Consider the following 21,378-nt stretch of genomic DNA (forward strand, 5'->3'; position numbering starts at 1 on the left):
GCGGAGTCTACGTGTTGTAAATGAGCATTCCGATCGGACTCGCGCACGAGCCTGTTTTTAACGCAGCATCACCGAGCGCAGCCACTTTTCGTACAGAGCCTAAGGGCGATGGCAGGCAGCGCAATGCTGCCTGCTCATCAATGACCAGCAACCCATTGACCGGACTGCCTGACACCTTGGGTAAAACCATGCGATCGCGCTCGGGATGTAATGACCAGCCCACCCAGCAGCAACACCAACAGCACCCAGGGGAATGAACCTGCGCCCCATTGGCCGAGCAACACGCCGCCCACTATTCCGCCGCCTGCAATAGCGCTGTTCCAGACCACCACATTCATCGACAGCGCAACGTCAGCGCCCTCCGCTGCCGAGTCGGCAAGGGCGGTTTGCAGCAGTGTCGCGGCACCGCCAAACGTCAGGCCCCAGATGAAGACTCCGATGTAGATGGCCAGGGCAGAGCCCGGAAACAGGCCGAAGAAAACCGACACCGCAGCGAATGTCACGAGGCTGGCCAATACCGTCGCACGCAGATAACGATCCACCAGACGCCCCGTGCCCCAGATACCGAGCAGTGCCGCGATACCGAACGCCAGCAACACCACATCGACGTCATTCGCCAATCCGGCCCCGGCAATAAAAGGAGCGATATAGGTGTAAAGAATGTTGTGCGCCAGCATCCAGGTGAACACAACGCCCAGCACCGAGCGCACGCCCGGCGTGAAAAAGACCTGACGCAATGCCATCCTTTCGGAAGAAGACTGACCCGGATAGTCCGGTACCTTGATCAAAACCCAGGCGATCAGCACCAGGGTCATGCCAGACATCAGTCCGAATGCCATGCGCCAGCCCATGAAGCCACCCAGCCATGTTCCCAACGGCACCCCGAGCGACAACGCGACGGGCGTACCCACCATCGCTATCGCCATTGCCTTGCCCTGCAATTGGGGAATGACCATGCGCCGTGCATAGCCCGCAATAAGGCTCCAGGCCAGACCCGCAGAGGCGCCAGCGAAAAATCTTGCGACCAGAGTCAGCCAATAGTTCGAAGACAGCGCCGTGACGGAATTGAATATCAGAAAGCCAAGGATCGGCAGCAGCAACACCGTTCTGCGACGCCAGCTTTGCGTGGCAACGGTCAGCGGTATCGCCGCCAGTAGCGACCCGAGCGCGTAAACCGTCACCATCTGGCCCGCCAACGACGGCGAGACGCCCAGCCCACTGCCGATCTCCGGCAGTAATCCGGCAGGTAAGGTTTCAGTCACGATGCAGATGAAACCTGTCATCGCCAAGGCCAGTAAAGCACCCAATGGCAGTTTTTTGCCGTCTCTCTCATCCATCGTCATCAAGCTCACTCCACTAATATACTGATCGGTATAAATGTAGAGAGCACGCGCACAGTAGTCAACGACTTATGTATCGATTAGTATTTAAGTGCCTCTGCAGGAGATCCGACATGGCACAGATGGGCCGCCCGCGTACGTTTGACCGTGACACAGCAATCACTCAGGCCATGCATTTATTCTGGGAGCATGGATATGATGCGACCTCGCTCAGCCAACTCAAGGCGAGCATCGGTGGCGGCATCACCGCGCCGAGCTTTTACGCCGCGTTCGGCTCGAAGCAAGCCCTGTTCACCGAGGTGATGGAGCGTTACCTCACCACCCACGGGCGCGTCACCGATAGCCTGTTTGATCAGACCCTGCCGCCCAGAGAAGCGATCGAACTCACCCTTCGTCGCTCGGCCAAAATGCAGTGTGAAGACGATCATCCCAAGGGATGTCTGGTGTCGCTCGGGCTGATGAGCGCGTGTTCAGACGAGAGCAAGGCGATCTCCGCGCCTCTGGCACAGGCAAGAGACATGAACCGTGCGGCATTGGTTGCCTGCGTCGAACGCGCTGTCGAATCGGGGGCATTACCAAAGACTGTGATACCGAAAACCCTGGCTGCGGTGTTCGACAGCTTTATGCTGGGCTTATCGACATTGGCGCGCGATGGCGTTTCTCATGACACGCTGGATGCTGCGGTCACCCAAATAATGGAGTTATGGGATAGTCTGAGCGTGAATGTCCATGGTCAGTGATCCGCAAGCTTTGACCGCAGTGTTCAATACGTCGCAGCATAGGCCGTTCCACAACCATGCAGTGTGCGGAAACTGATGAAGTGACGCGCCGGAGCAAGATCAATCAATGCCAAAGAAACCTCAAACCCAAGTGGCGACTGCCGCTGATATCGAGCGCTCCATCCAGGCGCTTAATACCATGGCTGAACGCCTGTGGGGCGATGGTCGGGAGTCTGAGGCGAAAGCATTGCTCGACGCTCTGGATGCTTTGAACAGAGCACTCGACAGAATCAGGATCGGGGAAAGCCGCAGGGTCCTTCATTGACCCGCCAGCCCACGTGTGTTTTTTTTACCAGCGAGCGTCTGGCACCCGATCAGAACGTCAAAAACACTCCATGATTCGATGGACACCCGCCTGATCATGCGCCGGATATCAATGCCCAAGCTGATGAATCGTTACGTGATACGACACCTGTTGTTTCCCCTGCCACTCTTCTTGCTGTGCCAGCCAGTCCAGGCATCGGCGTGGCAAATATGCCTTATGGAATTGCGCATCACCGATGTGGTGAAAAAGCCTTATCCGGCATTACAGGCACAGATTTTGAAATCACGCCCGGCATCGCCCGCCGTAGAGTGCCCGGAAGAAGGGACCCGCTTCGTTTTTACGCCAGAAACGAAGGACTACCAGAACCCGCTGCCGCGTCGAAAGTGGCCCCAAAAAGGGCAGTCTGTACAGGTCGACTACCGCTATCTGGACGGCCTGTGCAAAGGCGACGGCCAAACCCATGAATGCCGCATCAGGCACTACCCGTTGGTTGGGCCTTGAATGTCAGCAGTCGAACAAGCTCCCCATCCAGAAGTGCCTGATTGATCGTTGGCGTTGCACAGCACTCCACCGACGCAATCAGGCCAGGCGTCCACACCGCCTCGCGAAAATACGGATCACACCACGAACCGGTTGACCAACTGATTCAGGTTGACCGCCAGTTTCGACATCTCACCGCATGCACTGGCCGTCTGGCTGGCGCCTGCGGCGCTCTGGGTCGCAAGCTCGCGGATACTGACCAGGTTGCGGTCAACTTCGCGGGCAACATGGGACTGCTCTTCCGAGGCTGTTGCGATCATGAGATTGCGCTCATTGATCTGGACGATGGCCTTGGCAATCTGGTCCAGCGAAGTACTGGCTTCCTGGGCGACACCCAGCGACTCGGTCGCCAGATCCTTGCTCGTATTCATCGCTTTCACCGCCAGATCGGAATCGGTCTGAATCGCCGCGATCATCTGCTCGATTTCCTGTGTCGACACCTGAGTTCGATGGGCAAGCGCTCTTACTTCATCCGCGACCACCGCAAACCCTCGGCCCTGCTCGCCTGCACGGGCGGCCTCGATGGCGGCGTTCAACGCCAACAGGTTGGTCTGCTCGGCAATCGCCCGAATCACTTCGACCACTTTGGAGATGCTCTGGGCACGATTGGACAAACCTTGAATCTGTTCGCTGGTGTTTTCAACGTTACCGTTCAGTTTCTGGATCGATTTCAACGTCTGGGCGACTCGGGCCGAGCCTTCTTCGGTGTAACCCTGGGTGCGCTTTGACTCTTCGGAAGCCGACTCTGCGTTACGAGCCACCTCGTCAACGGCCGCACTCATTTCGGTGACCGCCGTTGCCGCCTGGTTGACCTCGTCATTCTGGGCAACAAGACCCCGACTCGACTCCTCTGTAACCGCCGTCATTTCTTCCGAGGCGGACGCCAACTGTGTGGATGAATCGGAAATCTGCATGATCGTGGTACGAAGGTTTGTCTGCATCTGCGCCAGCGCTTTCAACAGTCGCCCGGCTTCATCAGTCCCGCTGACCAACACCTCCCTGGAGAGGTCACTGGCTGCAATGCGTTCTGCGACAGACAAGGCATCGTTGATGGGCGAAGTAATGCTTTTTGTCAGCAGCAGTGCAAAACCGATCGTCAGGATAACGACAACCGTGATAAGCCCGATAACAAGCCAGAGGCCACTCTCATAAAGATCAGTTGCGGTTTGGCCGGCCTGAGCGGCACCTTCGTTGTTGAAGTTGGTGAGGTCTTTGATCTGATCCTCCATCGCATTGGTGAGAGGACGAATACCTGTTCTGACCAATTGCACGGCCCCTGCAATATCACCCTGCTTCATCAACGGTTCTAGAAGATCCAATTGCCTGGAATAGGCATCGGCACTGTTTTTCACCGGTGTGTAGAACGAACGTTCCTTTTCGCTTGAGATGAGGGGTTCATAATTTGTCACCGCATCCGTGAACGCTTTACGGTAGCCAGGGAAGTCGTCAATCGTTTTCTGAATGGATTGAGGGTCAGCAAGGCCACGCTGTGTTTCAAGCCTCAGGCGAAGGACAGAAGAGTTCATCAACGCCGTTTGTCGGATGCTGGCCATCCAGTTGAGTTCGACATCTTTTTCAGCGTCCCTCAGCTTGCCCATTTGCACCACGGCAAATGCACCGAGCACAAAAACAAGGGCAATGATCAGTGCGAAAAACAGGGCAGCTCGGGGAACTACGTTGAGATTTCTTAGGCGCATGCTGGATTCCTGTCTTTCGTCGAATGAATGACACTTCATCATGCTATCGACTCAACGCTGGAAACTTTAGGCAAGCTTCAACGGTCTGGCACCGGGTGGATCACTAAAGGCGCCTCTGGCCGCGTCTCCCCTTCAAGGCGTGATTGCGCAACGAAGTACTCAGCGCGTACCGGACACGCATGGCAGATCTGGACCGGCGCGTTGAAGTGTGCAAACGCTTTGCAGCCTGCTGGCAGAACTGAAGAAACCCAACGATCAGGCAGAGCCCTTCATTCCTCTGCCACTCACCACAAATACCCCCAACGCCACACCACACACCACCACCTGAATTCCACCCAGCGTGGTCACCGCCGGAAAGGTCAGTGCCGATCCCAGCCAGGTGGTAACCGCCGCGCAGCCCATGGTCAGGAACCCCAGCAGCGCGGAGGCGAGACCGGCCTGTGCGCCGTAAGGCCCCATGGTGACGGCGGTACCCAGCGGATTGGCCAGGCCCATGCCCCACAGGAAGATGACCATCGAAAGGGTGTAGCGACTCAGGCTCGGGTTCACCGGGCCCAGCAACAGCACCAGTCCGCCGATCAATGCGATGGCGAAGCCTGTCGCAGTTACGGTTCGAATGTCGAATCGATGGACCAGTCTGGGGGCTGCGATGCCTGCAGTGAAGACCACGAAAACGGTCGCGGCGAAGTAGAACCCTGCTTCCAGAGACGTCAGCCCTATCCCGTTCATCAAAATCGCAGGTGCAGCGCCGAAAGAGGCGAACAGCCCGCTCATCAACAGGCTTACCGACAGACCGGACAGGATAAATCGACGGTCCCGCATCAGCTTGCCGTAGGCGACACAGACTTCAGGCACAGAGCGTGAAACGCGGCTGGCAGCCGGCAGCGTTTCGCCCAGCGTACGGCTGTAGATCAGCGCGACCAATAGCGCGGCAAGCGCGACGATGACGAAGATCGCCCGCCACCCCAGCGCAGTCGTCAACACGCTGCCCAGCAGCGGCGAGAAGCCAGGCGCCGCTGCGGTGGCGACCATGATCAGTGACATCGCTCGCGCCAGGGCCTCGCCCTGAAAAAGGTCCCGCGCAATGGCTCGGGCCAGCACTGCGGCCGCGCATATCCCGAGGGCCTGGATCACACGCCCGGCGATCAGCATGTCGAACGACTGAGCAAAGCCACACACGGCGGTGCCGATCACGAAGACTGAAAGACCACCCAATACCAGCTTCTTTCGTCCGTAACGATCTGCCAATGGGCCGACGACCAGTTGGGCCAGAGCGAAGGTGATGAAGAAGCTGGAAAATGTCAGCCCCAGCTCGCGTGACGAGACGCCCAGTCGGGCTGCCATCTCCGGAAAGGCAGGCAGGATGATATTGGTGGACAGGATGCTGAGCGCCGACAGGCCCGCCAGCAGTGCAATCACCTTGCCCGTGTGTGCCACGTTCACATCGTTATCCGTCACGCGGGTCATTGATGGCTCTCTTATCAAAAAAGGGCTTGCCGAGTTACCGCCATTCCCTGCAGGAGGCGGCTCGCCGGCGATCTGCCGGGAACCGGCATAACGCTTCGCTGTGGATCAATGCGGCGTTCCATACAGCAGTTGCTACCACCGCCGAAACAACGCACTGGCATTAACGCCACCAAAACCAAACCCGTTCGACAGCGCATGGGTGATGGGCATCTTGCGGGCGGTCAGGGCCACCAGATCCAGGCCTTCTGCCGCTTCATCCGGATGGATGAGGTTCAGGGTCGGCGGCACGATCTGGTCGCGCAGTGCCAGGACGGTGAACACCGCCTCGATCCCGCCTGCAGCACCGAGCAGATGCCCGGTGGCAGACTTTGTCGAGGTGATTGCGACCTTCGCACCGGCACCGAACACCGCCCGAATGGCAGCAAGTTCGCCTTTGTCACCAACCTGTGTCGAAGTGGCGTGGGCGTTGATGTGTTGCACGTCGGCCGCATCGACGCCGCCCTGACGCAGCGCCTGTTCCATGGCCCGACGTGCGCCATTGCCGTCTTCGGGGCCTGCGGTCAGGTGATGGGCATCGGCGCTGGTGCCGTATCCCACCAGTTCCGCAATCGGCGTCGCGCCTCTCGCCAATGCGTGTTCCAGCGATTCGATCACCAGCAGCCCTGCCCCTTCAGCCATGACGAACCCGTCGCGGTCACGGTCGAACGGGCGCGAGACCTCTTGAGGCCGGTCGGCAACCCCGGTAGACAGTGCCCGCGCAGCGGCAAAACAACCCAGCGTGACGCGATCGATTGCCGCTTCAGTTCCTCCGCAAATCGCAACGTCCGCCTCGCCACTTCTGATCAGCCGTGCTGCATCGCCAATCGCTTGCACGCCGGCTGCGCAAGCCGTCACCGGCGCGCCCAGCGGCCCCTTGAAACCGTAGCGGATCGAGACATGTCCCGCCGCCATGTTGGCCAGAAAGGCCGGAGCCGTGAACGGCGACAGACGACGTGGCCCGCGTGCGTCAGTGGTGCGCACGGCATCGGCAATCACACCGAACCCGCCGACGCCGGAGGCGATGATGGTGGCCGTGCGTTGTTGCTCTGCTTCGGTTTCGGGATGCCAGCCCGCCTGCTCCAAAGCCTCATGGGCAGCCACCAGCGCGAACTCGATAAACCGGTCCATCTTCTTGCGCTCTTTGGGAGCGATGACGCGATCCGGGTCGTAACCCGCGATCGGGTCCTGCTCAAGCGTTGGCACCTGGCCTGCGACCGAAACACCTGTGCCGTCACTGACCGCATCATCAAGCGGACGAATACCTGACTGTCCCTCCAGCAACCTGCGCCAGACTTCCTCGGCACCGCAGCCCAACGGCCCGACTACTCCGCAGCCGGTGACGACAACGCGCTTTTGTCCTTGGTGATGATTCATGCTCAGGTCCTCGTCATGGGTGAGTCAGTGGAGATGTGTTGCGCGACTTGCGGCTGTTGATCGGGGTGGATCTTGTACCAGATGGAATACATGGCTGGCAGGAACACCAGGGTCATGACCGTGCCGCCCAGCGTGCCGCCGATCAGTGTGTAAGCCAGCGTGCCCCAGAACACCGAATGCGTGAGCGGGATGAAGGCCAGGATGGCGGCCAGCGCCGTTAGCAACACCGGACGCGCTCGCTGCACAGTGGCTTCCACCACGGCATGGAAAGGGTCGAGCCCTTCCTTTTCGTTCTGATCGATCTGTCCGATCAGGATCAGGGTGTTGCGCATCAGAATGCCGGACAGCGCGATCAGCCCGACCAGAGCATTGATGCCGAACGGTTGGTTGAACAGCAGCAAGGTCGGCACCACGCCGACAAGCCCCAGCGGCGCGGTCATGAACACCATGACCATCGCCGACATCGAGCGCACCTGCAGGATGATGATCAGCAGGGTGACCGCGATCATGATCGGGAACAGCGGCAGCAACGCCACAGTCGCCTTGGCCGACTCCTCGATCGACCCGGCCTGATCGATGCGGTAACCGGCCGGCAGGCTGTCAATGATCGGCTGCAACTCCTTGATGATTGTCGATGACACATCCGGCGGCTGCAGATGCTCGGCAATATCACCGCGCACAGTGATGGTGGGCACACGGTCGCGACGACGCAGAATCGGGTCTTCCATGCGCACGCCGACTTCGCCGATCTGCGAGAGCGGGATGCGCTGGCCGCCGGAACCCACGAGGGTAAAGCCTGCAATTTTCGCCGGGTCCAGACGGATATCACCTGCCGCCCTGCCCATGACTTCGACCGAGCGAATGTCTTCGCGCACCGAAGTGATCGGCACACCGGAGAGCAGGAACTGCAACTGCTGGGCGGCTGCGCTGGAGGTCAGTCCGACCGCCTGCAGGCGATCCTGATTCAGCGAGAAATGCAGCGTCGGGACGCGCGAGCCCCAATCCGTGTTGACGGTGCGCATCATCGGGCTGTTCTGCATGACAGTCTGTACCTGCTGCGCAATCTCGCGCAGTTTTTCAGGGTCAGGACCGGCAACCCGGTACGCGACCGGAAACGGCGAATAAGGCCCGAACACGAGTTGCGTCACCCGCACCCGCGCTTCGGGTGCAAGCCCCTGCGCGACCGCTTCGCGAATGCTGTGCTTGAGCGCCTCACGCGATTCCTGACTGTCCGTCAGCACGACAATCTTGGCGAACGATGGATCAGGCAACTCAGGCGCCATGGCCAGATAAAAACGCGGCGAGCCCTGGCCGATATAGGCCGTCACGATCTTCGCCGCGTCCTGCTTTTGCAGCCAGGCCTCAACCTTGGCCGTGGTGGCGCTGGTCTGCTCGATAGAGGTGCCGTAAGGCATCTGCACTTCGATCAGCACTTCCGGGCGATCCGACGTGGGGAAGAACTGTTTTTTGACCAGCCCCATGCCCAGCACCGCGACGACAAACGTAACGATTACCACAATTGCGACCAGCCATTTGCGGGCGATGACACGAGCCAGAATCCGGCGAAAACGATTGTAGTGTGGCGTGTTGTAAATCGCGGCGTGACCGCCTTCGACCGGCTTTATGTCAGGCAGCAGTTTCACGCCCAGGTAAGGTGTGAATACGACCGCGACGACCCAGGAAGCAATCAGCGCGATGCCGACGATCCAGAACATGTTGCTGGTGTATTCGCCCGCCGTGGACTGGGCAAAACCGTTGGGCATGAAGCCCACTGCCGTGACCAGCGTGCCTGCAAGCATGGGCGCTGCGGTGTGGCTCCAGGCGTAGGCCGACGCCTTGATACGGTCGTAGCCTTCCTCCATTTTCACCACCATCATTTCGATGGCGATGATCGCGTCATCCACCAACAGGCCCAGCGCCAGAATCAGCGAGCCCAGGGTGATGCGGTCGAAGTTCTTCCCCGTGGCCTCCATGACCACGAACACAATCGCCAGGGTCAACGGTACTGCGGCAGCCACCACCACCCCCACTCGCCAGCCCATGCTGAGGAAGCAGACCAGCATCACCACCAGCAGCGCGACAAAGAACTTGATCATGAACTCGTCGACCGATGAAGCGATGTTCACAGACTGGTCAGTGACCTTGGAAAGCGTCATGCCCAGCGGCATGGTCGCGTTGATGCTGGCGGTCTCGGCATCCAGTGACTTGCCAAGGTCCAGCCCGTTCCAGCCGTCGCGCATCACAACGCCCAGCAACAAGGCAGGCTCGCCCTGGCTGCGGACCATAAACGTTGCCGGATCCTCGTAACCGCGCTCGACGGTCGCGACGTCCGACAGCTTGAGGGTTCTGCCCTGCACGACAATCGGCGTATTGCGGATTTTTTCGAGCTTGTCGAATGCGCCGTCCAGACGCAGAAACACCTGAGGACCATGGGTCTCGATGGAGCCCGCCGGCGTCAGCACGTTCTGCGTATTGAGCGCAGCGAAAATGTCCTGCGGCGAGACGCCCAGCGTCGCCAGACGCTCGTGGGAAAACGACACGAAAATGCGCTCGGCCTGTTCGCCGACGATATTGATCTTCTTCACACCGGGCACGTGCAGCAGCCGTTGGCGAAGGGCTTCGGCATCGCGCACCAGCAGCCGCTGCGGCTCACCCTTGGCCTTCAAGGCGAAGAGCGCAAAGGTCACGTCCGAGAACTCATCGTTGACCATCGGACCGATGACGCCTGCCGGCAATGTCTTGGCGGCATCGTCGATTTTCTTGCGTGCCTGATAGAACTCTTCCTGCACTTGGGACGGCGGAGTCTTATCCAGCAGCGAGACCATGGTGAACGCCAGACCGGCGCGAGTGTACGTCTCGCTTCGGTCGTACCACTTCAGCTCCTGCATGCGCTTTTCAAGCGGCTCGGCAACCTGATCCTGCATTTCCTGCGCGGTCGCGCCGGGCCATGCCGAAATGATCGTCAGTTGCTTGACCGTGAACGGCGGGTCTTCCGCACGCCCCAGCTTGAAGAATGAGAGCGTCCCGGCAACGCCGATCAGGAAGATAAGAAAGAGCGTGATGGACCGCTCGCGAACGGCCAGCGCCGAGAGGTTGAAACGGCCCGTGCTCATGGCTTCGCTCCGGCAACGACATCACGCGGCTGCAGTATCAGCACTTCTTCGCCTTCGTGAAGCAGATGGGCACCGAGCGCCACGACGTGCTCGCCTGGCTTCAAGCCACCTGTCACCCGGGCTGAATCGTCGCTCAGGCCCAGCAACTGCACGCCGCGCCACGACACTTTTGCCGGTGTCCCGGCGATCACCCACACGCCCGCCCCCTGCCCAGCGTCATGCAGCGCGCCAATGGGCACCGCGAGCGCTTGCACGGAGGTTTTGCCATCATCGATGTCGAGCGTGACAGTCGAACCCAACGGAGCGACGGCATTGGCACCGTCGAGCACGTACCGCGCCTCAAAGGTCCGGGTCAGCGGATCGGCCGAATCGGACAGCAGCCGCAGTTTCGCGGGGACCATGTCGGCGTCGTTTCCGTACATCCGCGCCTGCGCCTGAGAACCGACGGCAGGCCGCACTGTTTCCGGCAAGTGGACAATGGCCTCACGCTGGCCCGACCTGGCCAGTCTGACCACCGGTTGCCCTGCGCTGACGACCTGTCCGGGCTCGGCCAGCGTATCAACCACAACCCCGTCGGCATCGGCCAGCAACACCGCATAGCCGGTGGCATTGCGTGCGACAGCAGCCTGGGCCTGCGCAGCGCTGAGCTCGGCCCTGGCCGTATCAGCCAGCGATTTGATCCGGTCGTAAGCCGACGCAGAAATGGCGCCGGCAGCGACCAGATCCCGGTTACGCGCTTCGTCGTCCGCCGTCTGTCTGGCACGCGCCACGGCAGCTGCCACAGACTGTTGCTGGGCTTGCGCTTGAAGGCCGAGGTCGACCGGGTCCAGACGCATGAGCGGCTGGCCGCGCTTGACCGTCTGCCCCGTGTCTACCAGACGTTCCAGAATCTTCCCGGAGACGCGGAACCCCAGATCGCTCTGCACACGAGCGACCACCACGCCTGTGAACGAACGAGCGTCGTCACTGGCGTTCGCGACGGCAGCGCTTCTCACCAACGGAGGTTGCGTACGAGGATCGCGCACGCCCGAAGAGTCGCCACACGCGGTCAGAACGAAAGGCAGAGCACAAACGGCGAGCGTTGCAGGTATGAGCCGGAGCATGGGATCCCTAACTTTTAAAAGTGAGCAGGAATCCGATTCTCTATATAGTGACCAATTTAGTCAATAGTCACAAACTCAAGGAGCGAGACTTCTCAGTATCAACGCGGACAGGTGAACAGGCGCTGTGGCGACGATTTCTAGGTTGTACTGCAACTGGACCGGGCTGATGTAAGGGCGCATGACCAGATGAATGGCCTGAACAGTTTCATCGAGTGGCGTCTTGCGCTCGAACTCACCGGACTCACGCCCTTCGAGGACGATCTGCTGGATCAGCTCTCGCAACCGGGCGTCGTGCGCTTGTGCGGACGGCCACTTGTCACGGGTGGCGACGGCGGCAATGTCGTGCAGCTTGCGGTCGTGAAAGAACAGATCGCTTCCCGCCTCGACCACTGCGCGGAACAGGCGCCGCAGCTTTTCCGAGGCCGTTGGCGCGTCTGCGATGGCCGCGTCGACGATGGTCATGATCATGGCCAGGCGATTGGAGCAGATCACCTCACCGATAGCCTGCTTGGAATCGAAGAACTTGTAGATATAGGCCTTGGAAAAGCCAATGGCCTTGGCCAGGTCGGATACTGTGGTTTTCTCGAAACCGTAGTGACCGAAATGCTCGGTGGCCGCTTCCACGACCTGATCGCGAACGCTGTGCTCTGACGGTCCGCGTGATGGGGTCGAATCAATGTGCTTAGTCATGTTTCCAGCTTAGCTCCGCAAGCCTTGATTGACAACAAGTGACCAAATTGTAATATGGTCACATCCGTTCATTCCAAGGAAATCTCAATGCGCCCGCTCTCCACGTACGCACTATTGATGAGTGCCAGCCTGATGGCGGGCTGCGCTGTAGGTCCGGATTACCAACGTCCGGACGCTCCTGTGTCGGCTCATTATCTGGCTCGACCTGATGCAAGGCCGGATTCTACAGCGCTCCCGCTGGATAATGCGGCCTGGTGGCAGGGTTTTGCCGACCCGTTGCTGAATGAATGTGTTTCCAGTGCGCTGGCGCAGAACCTCACTCTGGCTCAGGCCACCGCGCAACTCACTCAGGCGCGTGCAGGACTCAGCGCCGCCACGGCAGCGCTATTGCCATCGGGCAATGTCAGCGGTCAGGCTTCGCGCGCGTATCAGTCAGTCGAAACGCCACTCGGGCAGGTGTTGGACTCAGCCCCGGGCTTTGACCGCTATGGCAATGCGTACGAAGCCAACCTCAATGCAGCCTGGGAACTGGACGTGTTCGGCGGATTGAGGCGCGGCCGCGAAGCCGCACTGGCTGACTATCAGGCATCCGAGGCAGGCGTTGCGGCCACACGGTTGGCGGTTGCCGCGCAGACGGCCGACACCTACATCACGATTCGCGGGCTGCAGACACGACTGGACATTGCGCAACGGCAGGTCAAGACCCGGCAGGATCTGCTGGAGAAGGTGCAGATGCTTTATGACAGAGGCCTGTCGCCCGAGTACGAACTGCGCCAGACCGAAGGCGAACTTGCTCAGGTTCAGGCAACCGTACCGGTTCTTCAGTCGGGACTGGACGCCGCCATGAACGCCCTCGACGTCATGCTGGGCGTGCCGCCCGGCACCAACCGCACGAAACTGGCGGCGGCCAAATCGATCCCGACCGCCCCGCAACTGACCGCGACCGGAACACCTGCCGATCTTTTGCGCCGTCGACCAGACCTCATGGTTGCTGAACGTCGCCTTGCCGCTTCCAGCGCCCGTATCGGTGTGGCGGTCAGCGAGTACTACCCCAAGCTCTCGCTGAGCGCCCTGCTCGGCAGTGCGACAGCGGTGTCCAGCGGCAACCTGTTCAGCAGCGGTGCCAGCCAGTCGGCAGGCGTACTCGGGCTGCGCTGGAGGCTGTTCGATTTCGGTCGCGTAAATGCGCAGATCAATCAGGCCAAGGGCGCCGAAGCAGAAGCTCTGGCTGCTTATCGACAGTCCGTTTTGCGAGCCACCGAAGATGTCGAGAATGCGTTTTCGTCGCTGATCAATCGCAGCACTCAGACGAACATTCTCAGCCGGGGCGAAAAGGCTCTGACTGCGGCGAGGCAATCGTCCTTCGCGGGCTATCGGAACGGGGCGGCCAGCCTCATCGACGTGTTGCGCGCTGACGAAACAATGCTCCAGACGTCGGACGCCAGAGCCCAGGCCCAGACTGAAACCGCCCGTGCCGCCGTGGCTGCCTTCAAGGCACTCGGCGGTGGCTGGCAAACGCCGGAGCCGGAGGTTGCCGTCCGATAACATGCCTGTGTGGCGCCACGACCTAGCAGAGACTGATGGATAGAATCGAACTGCACATTTTCTCGCCCGCTGGGCTCCAGACCAGGCGACCGGGTCTATGCTGCAATCGACTGTTCATTCGCTCTGAATGATCGAACAGCCCATCAGGCAGGCCATGTGAATTATTCGACACTGATTTCGGTGCTGTTGTGTCTGTTGCTCAGCGCACCAGCCAGAGCCGACCACTACCAGGTCGTGACGGAAGAGTGGCCGCCTTACAACTATTCAGAGAATGGTCAGATTACCGGCATGACCACCGAGATTGTCCGGGCCATCATGAAGGTCACCGGCCACGATCTCACCATCGTGCTGGCGCCCAGCATGAGGGCGAGTCTTATATTGAAGATGCGACCCAGAACCATCATGTACTCAATGTTTCGCACGCCGGAGCGCGAGCATTTGTACAAATGGGTCGGCCCCATCCTCGAAGAGGCGATACACCCTTATCAATTGGCAACCGCACCACCGGTCACCTCTCTCGAACAGTTGCTGCATGCGCCGCAGATCACCACCCGGCACGCAGGCCTGCTGCCCGATATGCTGCAGTCACTGGGCTTCAAAAACCTCGATAAAAGCGCCACCGAAAGCGTACAGCTCTACCGCATGCTGCTGAGCGACCGCACTGCAATCATCATCGGCGACACCGATGCAGGCGTTGCCTACCAGAGCCGACAACTGAACATCGCTCCCGGAACCCTGCGACAAATACCTATCGAGCTGTATCGTTCATCGCTGTACATTGCCTTCAGCCGCGACTGTGAAGACGATGTGGTTGACTCCTGGGCCAGTGCACTGGAAACCCTGCGTCAGTCAGGTGAGCTGGAGCGTATTCAGCGAAGGTACACGCAGCCTGTACCGCAGTGACCGATCATCAATGCGTCGACAGCCCGCCTACCATGGTGACAAAAACTGTCCCTGTCGCTGTGTAGTGTCATCCCCACACTCACCGGGGAAGGCATCTCATGAAACGCATTCAATACAGCACATACGGCGGTCCGGAGTTAATGCGGCTTGAAGATTTCGAGCTACCCAGCCCCGGAAAGGACGAAGTGGCGGTGCAGGTCAAGTATGCCGCCATCAACCCGATCGACTGGAAACTGCGCAATGGGGCGATGCAGATCGTCACGGGCAAAGCGTTCCCGCGCGCCATGGGCATGGACTTCTCAGGCACCGTCATTGCGGTCGGCGCGAATGTCACCAGGCTCAAGGTGGGCGATGCAGTGCTGGGGCTGGCGCGCTTCAAGGAAAGCGGCGCGTTTGCTCAGGCCGTCGTGACCAGGGAAGCCTTTCTGGCCAAAAAGCCCGACTCGCTCTCGTTCGAGGATGCCGCCTGCATTGGTACGCCGGGTATCACGGCCTGGAACGGACTGGTCGACAAGGCAAAGCTGCAGGCCGGCCAGCATGTGTTCATCAATGGCTGCTCGGGGGGAGTCGGCGAAGCGGCTGTGCAGATCGCGCGTTATTTCGGTGCCACGGTCTCGGGCAGTTGCAGCGCACAGGATATCCAGAAGGCCAAGGCGCTGGGTGTGGATGCGGTTTACGATTATCGGACGACGCCTGTTTCAGCCATCAGCACCCGTTTTGATGGGGTGCTGGACACCGCTGCCACCCTGAGCGTATCGCAAGGCCTGTCGATGTTGCGATCCGGCGGCGTATTCCTTGACCTGAACCCCGGCCCCGGCAAATTCATACGTGCCCTCTTCGACCGCAGGCTGAAGCCCATCATAGGTTCGCCACGCGTGGAGATTCTGGATAAGCTGGCCGAAGCCGCCAGCCGGGGCAGATTCAGGATCCCGGTGGGTGAAGTGGTTCCCTTGAGCAGCGCGATCAACCTGATCACCGACATTGAACAAGGACGCAAACTCGGTGGCAAAGGTGTTATCGCGATGGAGTAGGCATGGCCAGAAGTCATCGTTTGTTTGAATTGATGCAAGCGCTTCGCCGACATCGCAGAACCGTCTCGGGCGCGTCTCTTGCGCAGGAACTGGGCGTCTCGCTGCGCACCATCCGCCGCGACGTCGCAACGCTGCAAGGCATGGGAGCCGACATCGATGGCGAACCGGGCCTGGGCTATATCCTCAAACCCGGTTTTCTGCTGCCTCCGCTGTCGTTCACGGAGGAAGAAATTCAGGCGCTGATGATGGGTGCGCAGTGGGTCAGCCGCCAGACCGACGACAAATTCGCCTTCGCCGTGAAAAACGCCCTGGCCAAGATCAGTGCCGTTCTGCCTGTGGAAATGCGGCCGACGCTGGAGGACGAGACGTTCTACATCAGCAAACCTTTCAGCGTGTCATCCAGCATCGACCTGAGCGAGATCCGCCGTGCGCTGCGTGATCAGTGCAAGCTGAGCATCACGCTTTCAATCGAACATGCGCCCAGGGATCCGCAGATCATCTGGCCGATCATGCTCGGCTTTATCGAATCCAGGCGTCACCTGGCGGCGTGGTGCGAAGGCGACAGCAAGTACCGGATCATCAACATGGACGACATTGCAGAAGCGCAGGTCTTGAGCGAACGCTACACACGCAACCGCCGCCAGATGATCAAGGAATGGCGTGCGCTGGAGGTACTGCCCTGCAACGTCCGGGGCGAGACCTGCTGACACAGACAGGACCTTCCTCAGCCATCACCCTGCCCCTCAAGCCACGAACAGAATAACTGCACCGTTTCATCGGCCAGTTTTTCGTCAGGCACGTAAGCGCAGTAGCTGCGCGACTTGAGACGCGGACCCTCGAAAGGCATCACCAGCCGCCCGGCCTGCAGGTCGCTGGCAACCAGCGCTGCGGGCCCCATCGCGATGCCCAACCCGTCGATGGCAGCCTGCAGGGTCAGATAGAAATGGTCGAACACCACACCTGCGGCTGGCTGCAACGCAGCGATATTGGCGCTCGCCAGCCAGTCCGGCCACAGCCTTGGCAGGCTCGAGGTATGTAACAGCGTGTGGCGTCTCAGGTCCTCGGGGGTATTCAACGGCAGTCGCTTCAGAAGCGCCGGGCTACACACAGGGATTCTGTCTTCACGCAGGAACACCCGGGTCCGATAGCCGTAAAGTGTGTCCGGCCCACCCCGAATGATGAGGTCGTAGGGCTCCTTCAGACTTTCCACGGACTTGTTCGAGGTGTGCACCTGTACGTCGATGCCGGGATGACTGGCGCGAAACGCATCGAGTCGCGGCACCAGCCAGCGCAACGTGAAGGTCGCAAGCGCGTTCACCAGCAACGTACGAGGGGCCGGATCAGGCAAACCGAACCTCGCTGTCACCAGTGCGATCCGCTCCAGCAGCGGCCCGATCTCAGCCAGATAGGCTCTGGCAGCTGTGGTCAGGATCACCCGACGATTGTGTCGTTCGAACAATGCAGAGCCCAGCCAGTCCTCGAGCAGACGAACACTCTGACTGATCGCTCCGGACGTGACATGCAGTTCGGTTGCGGCCTCCTTGAAACTGCCCAGACGGCCAGCCGCCTCGAAAGCGCGCAACGCATTGAGTGGGGGCAATTCTCGTTTCATTCGCAATAGCTACGCTAACGTGAGCAGCCAATTTATCTGGTTTGTCAGGCGGTACCAAGATAGATATTTTGCCGAGCAGATAAACACTGCCTTTACTTCTGGCGCCTCCTTCGCACTGCCCACTCGGAAAACACCATGCTCAGTTACGCAGGCGGTCTGGTTCTACTCGCTGCCGTGCTTCATGCAGGCTGGAACGCGATGCTGCACGGCAACCGCGACCGCCATCTGTCCATGGCCTGGATGGGCATCATGATCGCGTCCGTGTCGACCGTCGCGGTCGTGATACTGCCCTTGCCAGCTGCCGGAGCCTGGCCCTATCTGATCGCCTCCGGGCTGGTGCACATCGTCTACAACATCAGTCTGGTGCGCTCGTATCGCAACAGTGATCTGGCGGTGGCCTACCCGATCGCCCGGGGTTCCTCGCCCCTGCTCGTCACTCTCGGGGCCGCACTGTTCGCCAACGAAACGCTAAGCGTTGTGCATGTTCTGGGGATTGTCATGATATCGGGCGGCATTCTTACGCTCGCCTTCCTTGACCGGCATGTCTCCCGCTCCGGCGTGTTTGCGGCACTTGCCACAGGCGTGCTGATCGCGCTCTACACCGTGATCGACGGCATCGGCGTGCGGCAATCGGAGGGTCAGGCGCTGGCCTACACCGCCTGGATGTTCATGTCGTTCTGGGCGATGCCGTTGTTGTTTGTGGCGAGCCGCGGGATCAACGAACTGGCCGCGTCCTTGAAAAAGCACCCGTCTGCCGTCAGCTCCTCGGCACTCGGCGGGCTGGTGTCCATCGCCGCCTACGGCATTGTCATCTGGGCCATGCAGTCAGGCGCCATGGGCGGCGTGTCGGCCTTGCGCGAGACCAGCGTGGTGTTCGCGGCGCTGATCGGGAAGATGTTTCTGGGCGAAGAGATGAGTACGAAGCGCTGGGCTGTTTGCGGACTGGTGGCGGCCGGGGCCATTTGTCTTGGGCTCTAAGCCAACAGCTCAGTGATCCAGCGTATCTGCCGCTCGATCTCCTGCAACTTCTCTTCAGGCACGCCCTGTTTTGCACGGGCGAAACTGGTCAGGGTTTTCTGCCGCTGCTGCAGCAAACGCTGCCACTTGGCCAGGAATGCCGGGCTGCGTGTCTGCAGTTGTAACGGGCCGAAGTACAGCTCTTCTGCGGTGTAGGTCACCGGGCCGGTGCGCTCGGCGACGATGATTTCATAGTCGAAGCGGTTCTCACGCAGCACTTCTTCACAGACGATGCGGTAACCGTTGTCCATCAGCCATTGGCGCAACGGTTGCTCGCCACCGTTGGGCTGCATGATGAGCAACTCAGTGCCGCTCAAACGTGCTTTGCCAGCGTCGAGGATGTCGCGAATGGTCTCGCCGCCCATGCCGCACAGGCTGATCGCGGTAATGCCGTCGTCCGGCTCGATGGCTGCAAGACCATTGGCCAGGCGCACAGTGATCCGTTGTTCAAACCCGTTTTCACGCACAACGCGCTGGGCCGAGTAAAACGGCGTGACAGCGACTTCGCCCGCAACCGCAGCAGCAACCACGCCACGACGCATCAGTGCCACCGGCAGATAGCCGTGATCCGAACCGATATCGGCCAGCCGCGCATCGGCGGGCACGTGCGCTGCCACGCGCTCCAGGCGCATGGACAATGTCTGTTCGTTCAACGACAACCCCTTTCATCAAAACGTCCGCACGCACTGGCCGGATCGGGGCGCGATTCTGTCGGGGTATGACGTGGATTTCAACTGTACGGCTTTCATACGCATTCCTCTTGCAGCACAAACAACTGCCCCAGCGGCCATTCAACGGCAACCGATTGCAATCACTAGGCTGTGCACAGATTGGCTACAGCGACTTTTTGAAAGAGGTGCGGCCGAAACACGGCCGACGGCGGATGCCCTTTGGCGATCTCGCGAAACTCCGGGTGCTTGAAAGCAGTGCGCCAGGCTTGTGCGGATTCGAAAACCGCGTAGTTGAGGTAGGTGGGGCTGTCGCCCAGCGCGCGATGAAGCTGGGTCGAGATAAAACCGGGTTGGCGTTTCATGAAAGCGGCATCTGCTGCCCATGCAACCAGAAAGGCTGCTTCGTCCTCAGGTGACATGGTGCAGACATTGACCAACACAATGGGTGCGGCATCGATCCCCATTTGCTGGCTCAACGGAAACGACGGATCAAGCGGCTCGACACTGGACATGATGTATCTCCTCGATCAGCTCTGATTCATTTGCCAAGGCATGAAACAGTCTCCGCTGCGCCAATCGCTCATCCAGGATTTTGCCTTGTCTGCGCCATGATAAATGGGCAGGCGGACAGTTTCTGTCACCAGGGTGCCGGGCTGTTCATCGCCCTAGGCTCTGTACGAAAAGTGGCTGCGCTCGGTGATGCTGCGTTAAAAACAGGCTCGTGCGCGAGTCCGATCGGAATGCTCATTTACAACACGTAGACTCCGCTTCCTCGCCTGTTTTTGCCTTGCCTGACCTTCGCTCGCCGACTTTTCGTAAAAAACCTAAACACCCCGGCTCCCGGTGCTTCGAACTATCAAGCCGCCTTCCACAACCTGGCGTTTTTACAGAACGTTATCTTTCCGACAATCTGTCACCACAACGGCAGTGTGTAACTCACGATCAAACGCGTTTCATCCAGATCGTTGCCGAAGTTGGAACGGACTGTGGCGTTCCTGAGCCTGAGGCTCACATTCTTCAACGAGCCACTCTGGATGACGTATGCCAGATCAGTGTTGCGTTCCCACTCCTTGCCCGTATTACTGCCTGCTACCAGAGCATTATCCCCGCTGACATAGCGGGACATGAACGTCAGTCCGGGAATACCCAGTGCGACAAAGTTGTAGTCGTAGCGCAACTGCCAGGACTTTTCCTGCGTGTTGGCAAAGTCGTTGATCTGAACGAAGTTCACCAGATACGGATCGGAGTTGGCAATATAAGGAAACGGATCGTCACCGCTCATGCGCTGATACGCGGCCATGAACACGCTGCTGCCCAGCGTGTAGGACACCTGCCCGTTGGCAGCGCGGTTGTCGAGGTGACGAAAGTTACCGTCCTCGGTACTTTTCGAATAACGCAGGTCAAACTTCAGTGACTGACGATCCGCAAGCGGAATCTCGTAAACAATGCCACCGTAGTACTGCCGATAAACATTCTCCAGATTGCCGTAATACAGACTGGTGCTCAGCGTCTTGCTGAAACTGTAAGTGCCACCGCCAAAAGTAAAGTCATCACTGGTACCGCCAATGCGGTTGCCGGTGAAGTCCTGATAGTTAGAGGAGCTATTGAACTTGATCTGTTCCAGCTTGCCACCCTGCAGGCTGAGGTTGCTGATATCTTTCGACGTCAGCATTGCACCTTCGAAAGTGGCGGGTAACAGGCGAGTGTCATTGCTCGACACCACCGGACTGCGAAACGCCAGAGAGCCGACCTTGAGTATCGTCTCGGAGACTTTCGCCTTCGCCGTCAACTCAAGTTTCGAGTATTCGTCCTGCGAGCCACGGCCGTTTCTGGAGCTGAGGTCAGCAGGAAGCAGCCCCGTGCCGCCTGAGCCGTCCCCACCATCCAGCTTCAGGCCCAGCATGCCAAGCGCATCGAGACCGAACCCCACCGTACCGGCGGTGTAACCGGACTCGACCCTGAACAGCGCCCCTTGCGCCCATTCTTTCGCCGAGTCCCGCTGAGCGGTCGGCGGTCCGTTACGAAAGTCCCGGTTGAAATAGAAGTTGCGCAACTCCATGCTGGCCTTGCTATCGGCAATGAAATCCGCCGAGGCCAACAATGGGTACGTCAGTGCACAAGTACTGATTAAGCAAAAAGCCTTATTGATCGACATTCCCGTCATGCTCCGGATAAGGGCAGGTTGAATCGAT

Annotated in this window: 19 protein-coding genes; 8 read left to right on the top strand and 11 right to left on the bottom strand. The window is 59.6% G+C overall.

Features of this window, described 5'->3' with window-relative positions; translation table 11 throughout:
• Positions 1–137: 137 nt before the first annotated feature.
• Positions 138–1,343, bottom strand: a complete 1,206-nt coding sequence (locus tag KDX39_RS03655) for an MFS transporter (protein WP_231659421.1) — start codon at positions 1,341–1,343, stop codon at positions 138–140.
• Positions 1,344–1,453: 110 nt separating this feature from the next.
• On the opposite strand from KDX39_RS03655, the gene KDX39_RS03660 reads away from it, so the two are divergent.
• The 3 genes from KDX39_RS03660 to KDX39_RS03670 all read left to right on the top strand — a co-directional run bounded on the left by KDX39_RS03660 (position 1,454) and on the right by KDX39_RS03670 (position 2,885).
• Positions 1,454–2,080, top strand: coding sequence for a TetR/AcrR family transcriptional regulator (locus tag KDX39_RS03660; protein ID WP_231659422.1), 627 nt, complete (start codon positions 1,454–1,456; stop codon positions 2,078–2,080).
• Between the two features lie 106 nt (positions 2,081–2,186).
• On the top strand, positions 2,187–2,384 hold the full coding sequence (locus KDX39_RS03665) for a hypothetical protein (RefSeq protein WP_231659423.1): 198 nt from the start codon (positions 2,187–2,189) through the stop codon (positions 2,382–2,384).
• Positions 2,385–2,462: 78 nt separating this feature from the next.
• The gene (locus tag KDX39_RS03670; RefSeq protein WP_331462070.1) at positions 2,463–2,885 is read left to right on the top strand and encodes a hypothetical protein; all 423 of its coding nucleotides are present in this window, start codon (positions 2,463–2,465) and stop codon (positions 2,883–2,885) included.
• Between the two features lie 116 nt (positions 2,886–3,001).
• Here KDX39_RS03670 and KDX39_RS03675 read toward each other — a convergent pair whose 3' ends face one another.
• The 6 genes from KDX39_RS03675 to KDX39_RS03700 all read right to left on the bottom strand — a co-directional run bounded on the left by KDX39_RS03675 (position 3,002) and on the right by KDX39_RS03700 (position 12,407).
• Positions 3,002–4,663, bottom strand: a complete 1,662-nt coding sequence (locus KDX39_RS03675; protein WP_442964521.1) for a methyl-accepting chemotaxis protein — start codon at positions 4,661–4,663, stop codon at positions 3,002–3,004.
• A 213-nt stretch (positions 4,664–4,876) separates the two neighbouring features.
• Positions 4,877–6,088, bottom strand: a complete 1,212-nt coding sequence (locus tag KDX39_RS03680) for a multidrug effflux MFS transporter (protein WP_231659425.1) — start codon at positions 6,086–6,088, stop codon at positions 4,877–4,879.
• Between the two features lie 132 nt (positions 6,089–6,220).
• Positions 6,221–7,501, bottom strand: coding sequence for a beta-ketoacyl-ACP synthase II (gene fabF / locus KDX39_RS03685; protein WP_231659426.1), 1,281 nt, complete (start codon positions 7,499–7,501; stop codon positions 6,221–6,223).
• Between the two features lie 2 nt (positions 7,502–7,503).
• Entirely contained in the window at positions 7,504–10,614 is a 3,111-nt protein-coding gene (locus tag KDX39_RS03690) for an efflux RND transporter permease subunit (protein WP_231659427.1), read from the bottom strand.
• The gene (locus KDX39_RS03695) at positions 10,611–11,717 is read right to left on the bottom strand and encodes an efflux RND transporter periplasmic adaptor subunit (RefSeq protein WP_231659428.1); all 1,107 of its coding nucleotides are present in this window, start codon (positions 11,715–11,717) and stop codon (positions 10,611–10,613) included. Before KDX39_RS03695 ends, KDX39_RS03690 begins: the two co-directional genes overlap by 4 nt.
• A gap of 75 nt (positions 11,718–11,792) precedes the next feature.
• Positions 11,793–12,407 (bottom strand): TetR/AcrR family transcriptional regulator, encoded by a 615-nt coding sequence (locus KDX39_RS03700; RefSeq protein WP_231659429.1) that lies wholly within the window; start codon positions 12,405–12,407, stop codon positions 11,793–11,795.
• An 87-nt stretch (positions 12,408–12,494) separates the two neighbouring features.
• On the opposite strand from KDX39_RS03700, the gene KDX39_RS03705 reads away from it, so the two are divergent.
• From KDX39_RS03705 to KDX39_RS03720, 4 genes are all read left to right on the top strand, one after another.
• On the top strand, positions 12,495–13,952 hold the full coding sequence (locus tag KDX39_RS03705) for an efflux transporter outer membrane subunit (protein WP_231659430.1): 1,458 nt from the start codon (positions 12,495–12,497) through the stop codon (positions 13,950–13,952).
• 156 nt (positions 13,953–14,108) lie between these two features.
• A complete protein-coding gene (locus KDX39_RS03710; RefSeq protein ID WP_231659431.1) occupies positions 14,109–14,855 on the top strand; it encodes a substrate-binding periplasmic protein in 747 nt (248 codons plus the stop codon).
• A 98-nt stretch (positions 14,856–14,953) separates the two neighbouring features.
• Positions 14,954–15,886 carry an NAD(P)-dependent alcohol dehydrogenase gene (locus tag KDX39_RS03715; RefSeq protein ID WP_231659432.1) on the top strand — a complete coding sequence of 311 codons (933 nt, stop codon included), beginning with the start codon at positions 14,954–14,956 and terminating at the stop codon, positions 15,884–15,886.
• A gap of 2 nt (positions 15,887–15,888) precedes the next feature.
• Positions 15,889–16,593 carry a helix-turn-helix transcriptional regulator gene (locus KDX39_RS03720; protein ID WP_231659433.1) on the top strand — a complete coding sequence of 235 codons (705 nt, stop codon included), beginning with the start codon at positions 15,889–15,891 and terminating at the stop codon, positions 16,591–16,593.
• A 17-nt stretch (positions 16,594–16,610) separates the two neighbouring features.
• Here KDX39_RS03720 and gcvA read toward each other — a convergent pair whose 3' ends face one another.
• The gene (gene gcvA, locus KDX39_RS03725) at positions 16,611–17,486 is read right to left on the bottom strand and encodes a transcriptional regulator GcvA (protein ID WP_231659434.1); all 876 of its coding nucleotides are present in this window, start codon (positions 17,484–17,486) and stop codon (positions 16,611–16,613) included.
• A 147-nt stretch (positions 17,487–17,633) separates the two neighbouring features.
• Here gcvA and KDX39_RS03730 point away from each other — a divergent pair, with 147 nt between their 5' ends.
• Positions 17,634–18,476 (top strand): EamA family transporter, encoded by an 843-nt coding sequence (locus tag KDX39_RS03730; protein ID WP_231659435.1) that lies wholly within the window; start codon positions 17,634–17,636, stop codon positions 18,474–18,476.
• Here KDX39_RS03730 and KDX39_RS03735 read toward each other — a convergent pair.
• From KDX39_RS03735 to KDX39_RS03745, 3 genes are all read right to left on the bottom strand, one after another.
• Positions 18,473–19,168 carry a tRNA (adenine(22)-N(1))-methyltransferase gene (locus tag KDX39_RS03735; RefSeq protein ID WP_231659436.1) on the bottom strand — a complete coding sequence of 232 codons (696 nt, stop codon included), beginning with the start codon at positions 19,166–19,168 and terminating at the stop codon, positions 18,473–18,475. The genes KDX39_RS03730 and KDX39_RS03735 overlap by 4 nt on opposite strands.
• A 161-nt stretch (positions 19,169–19,329) precedes the next feature.
• Positions 19,330–19,698, bottom strand: coding sequence for an antibiotic biosynthesis monooxygenase family protein (locus tag KDX39_RS03740; protein ID WP_231659437.1), 369 nt, complete (start codon positions 19,696–19,698; stop codon positions 19,330–19,332).
• 401 nt (positions 19,699–20,099) lie between these two features.
• Entirely contained in the window at positions 20,100–21,341 is a 1,242-nt protein-coding gene (locus tag KDX39_RS03745; protein WP_231659438.1) for an OprD family porin, read from the bottom strand.
• Positions 21,342–21,378: the final 37 nt, after the last annotated feature.

This window comes from Pseudomonas sp. CDFA 610 (genome assembly GCF_021147865.1).
Lineage (GTDB): Bacteria > Pseudomonadota > Gammaproteobacteria > Pseudomonadales > Pseudomonadaceae > Aquipseudomonas > Aquipseudomonas alliivorans.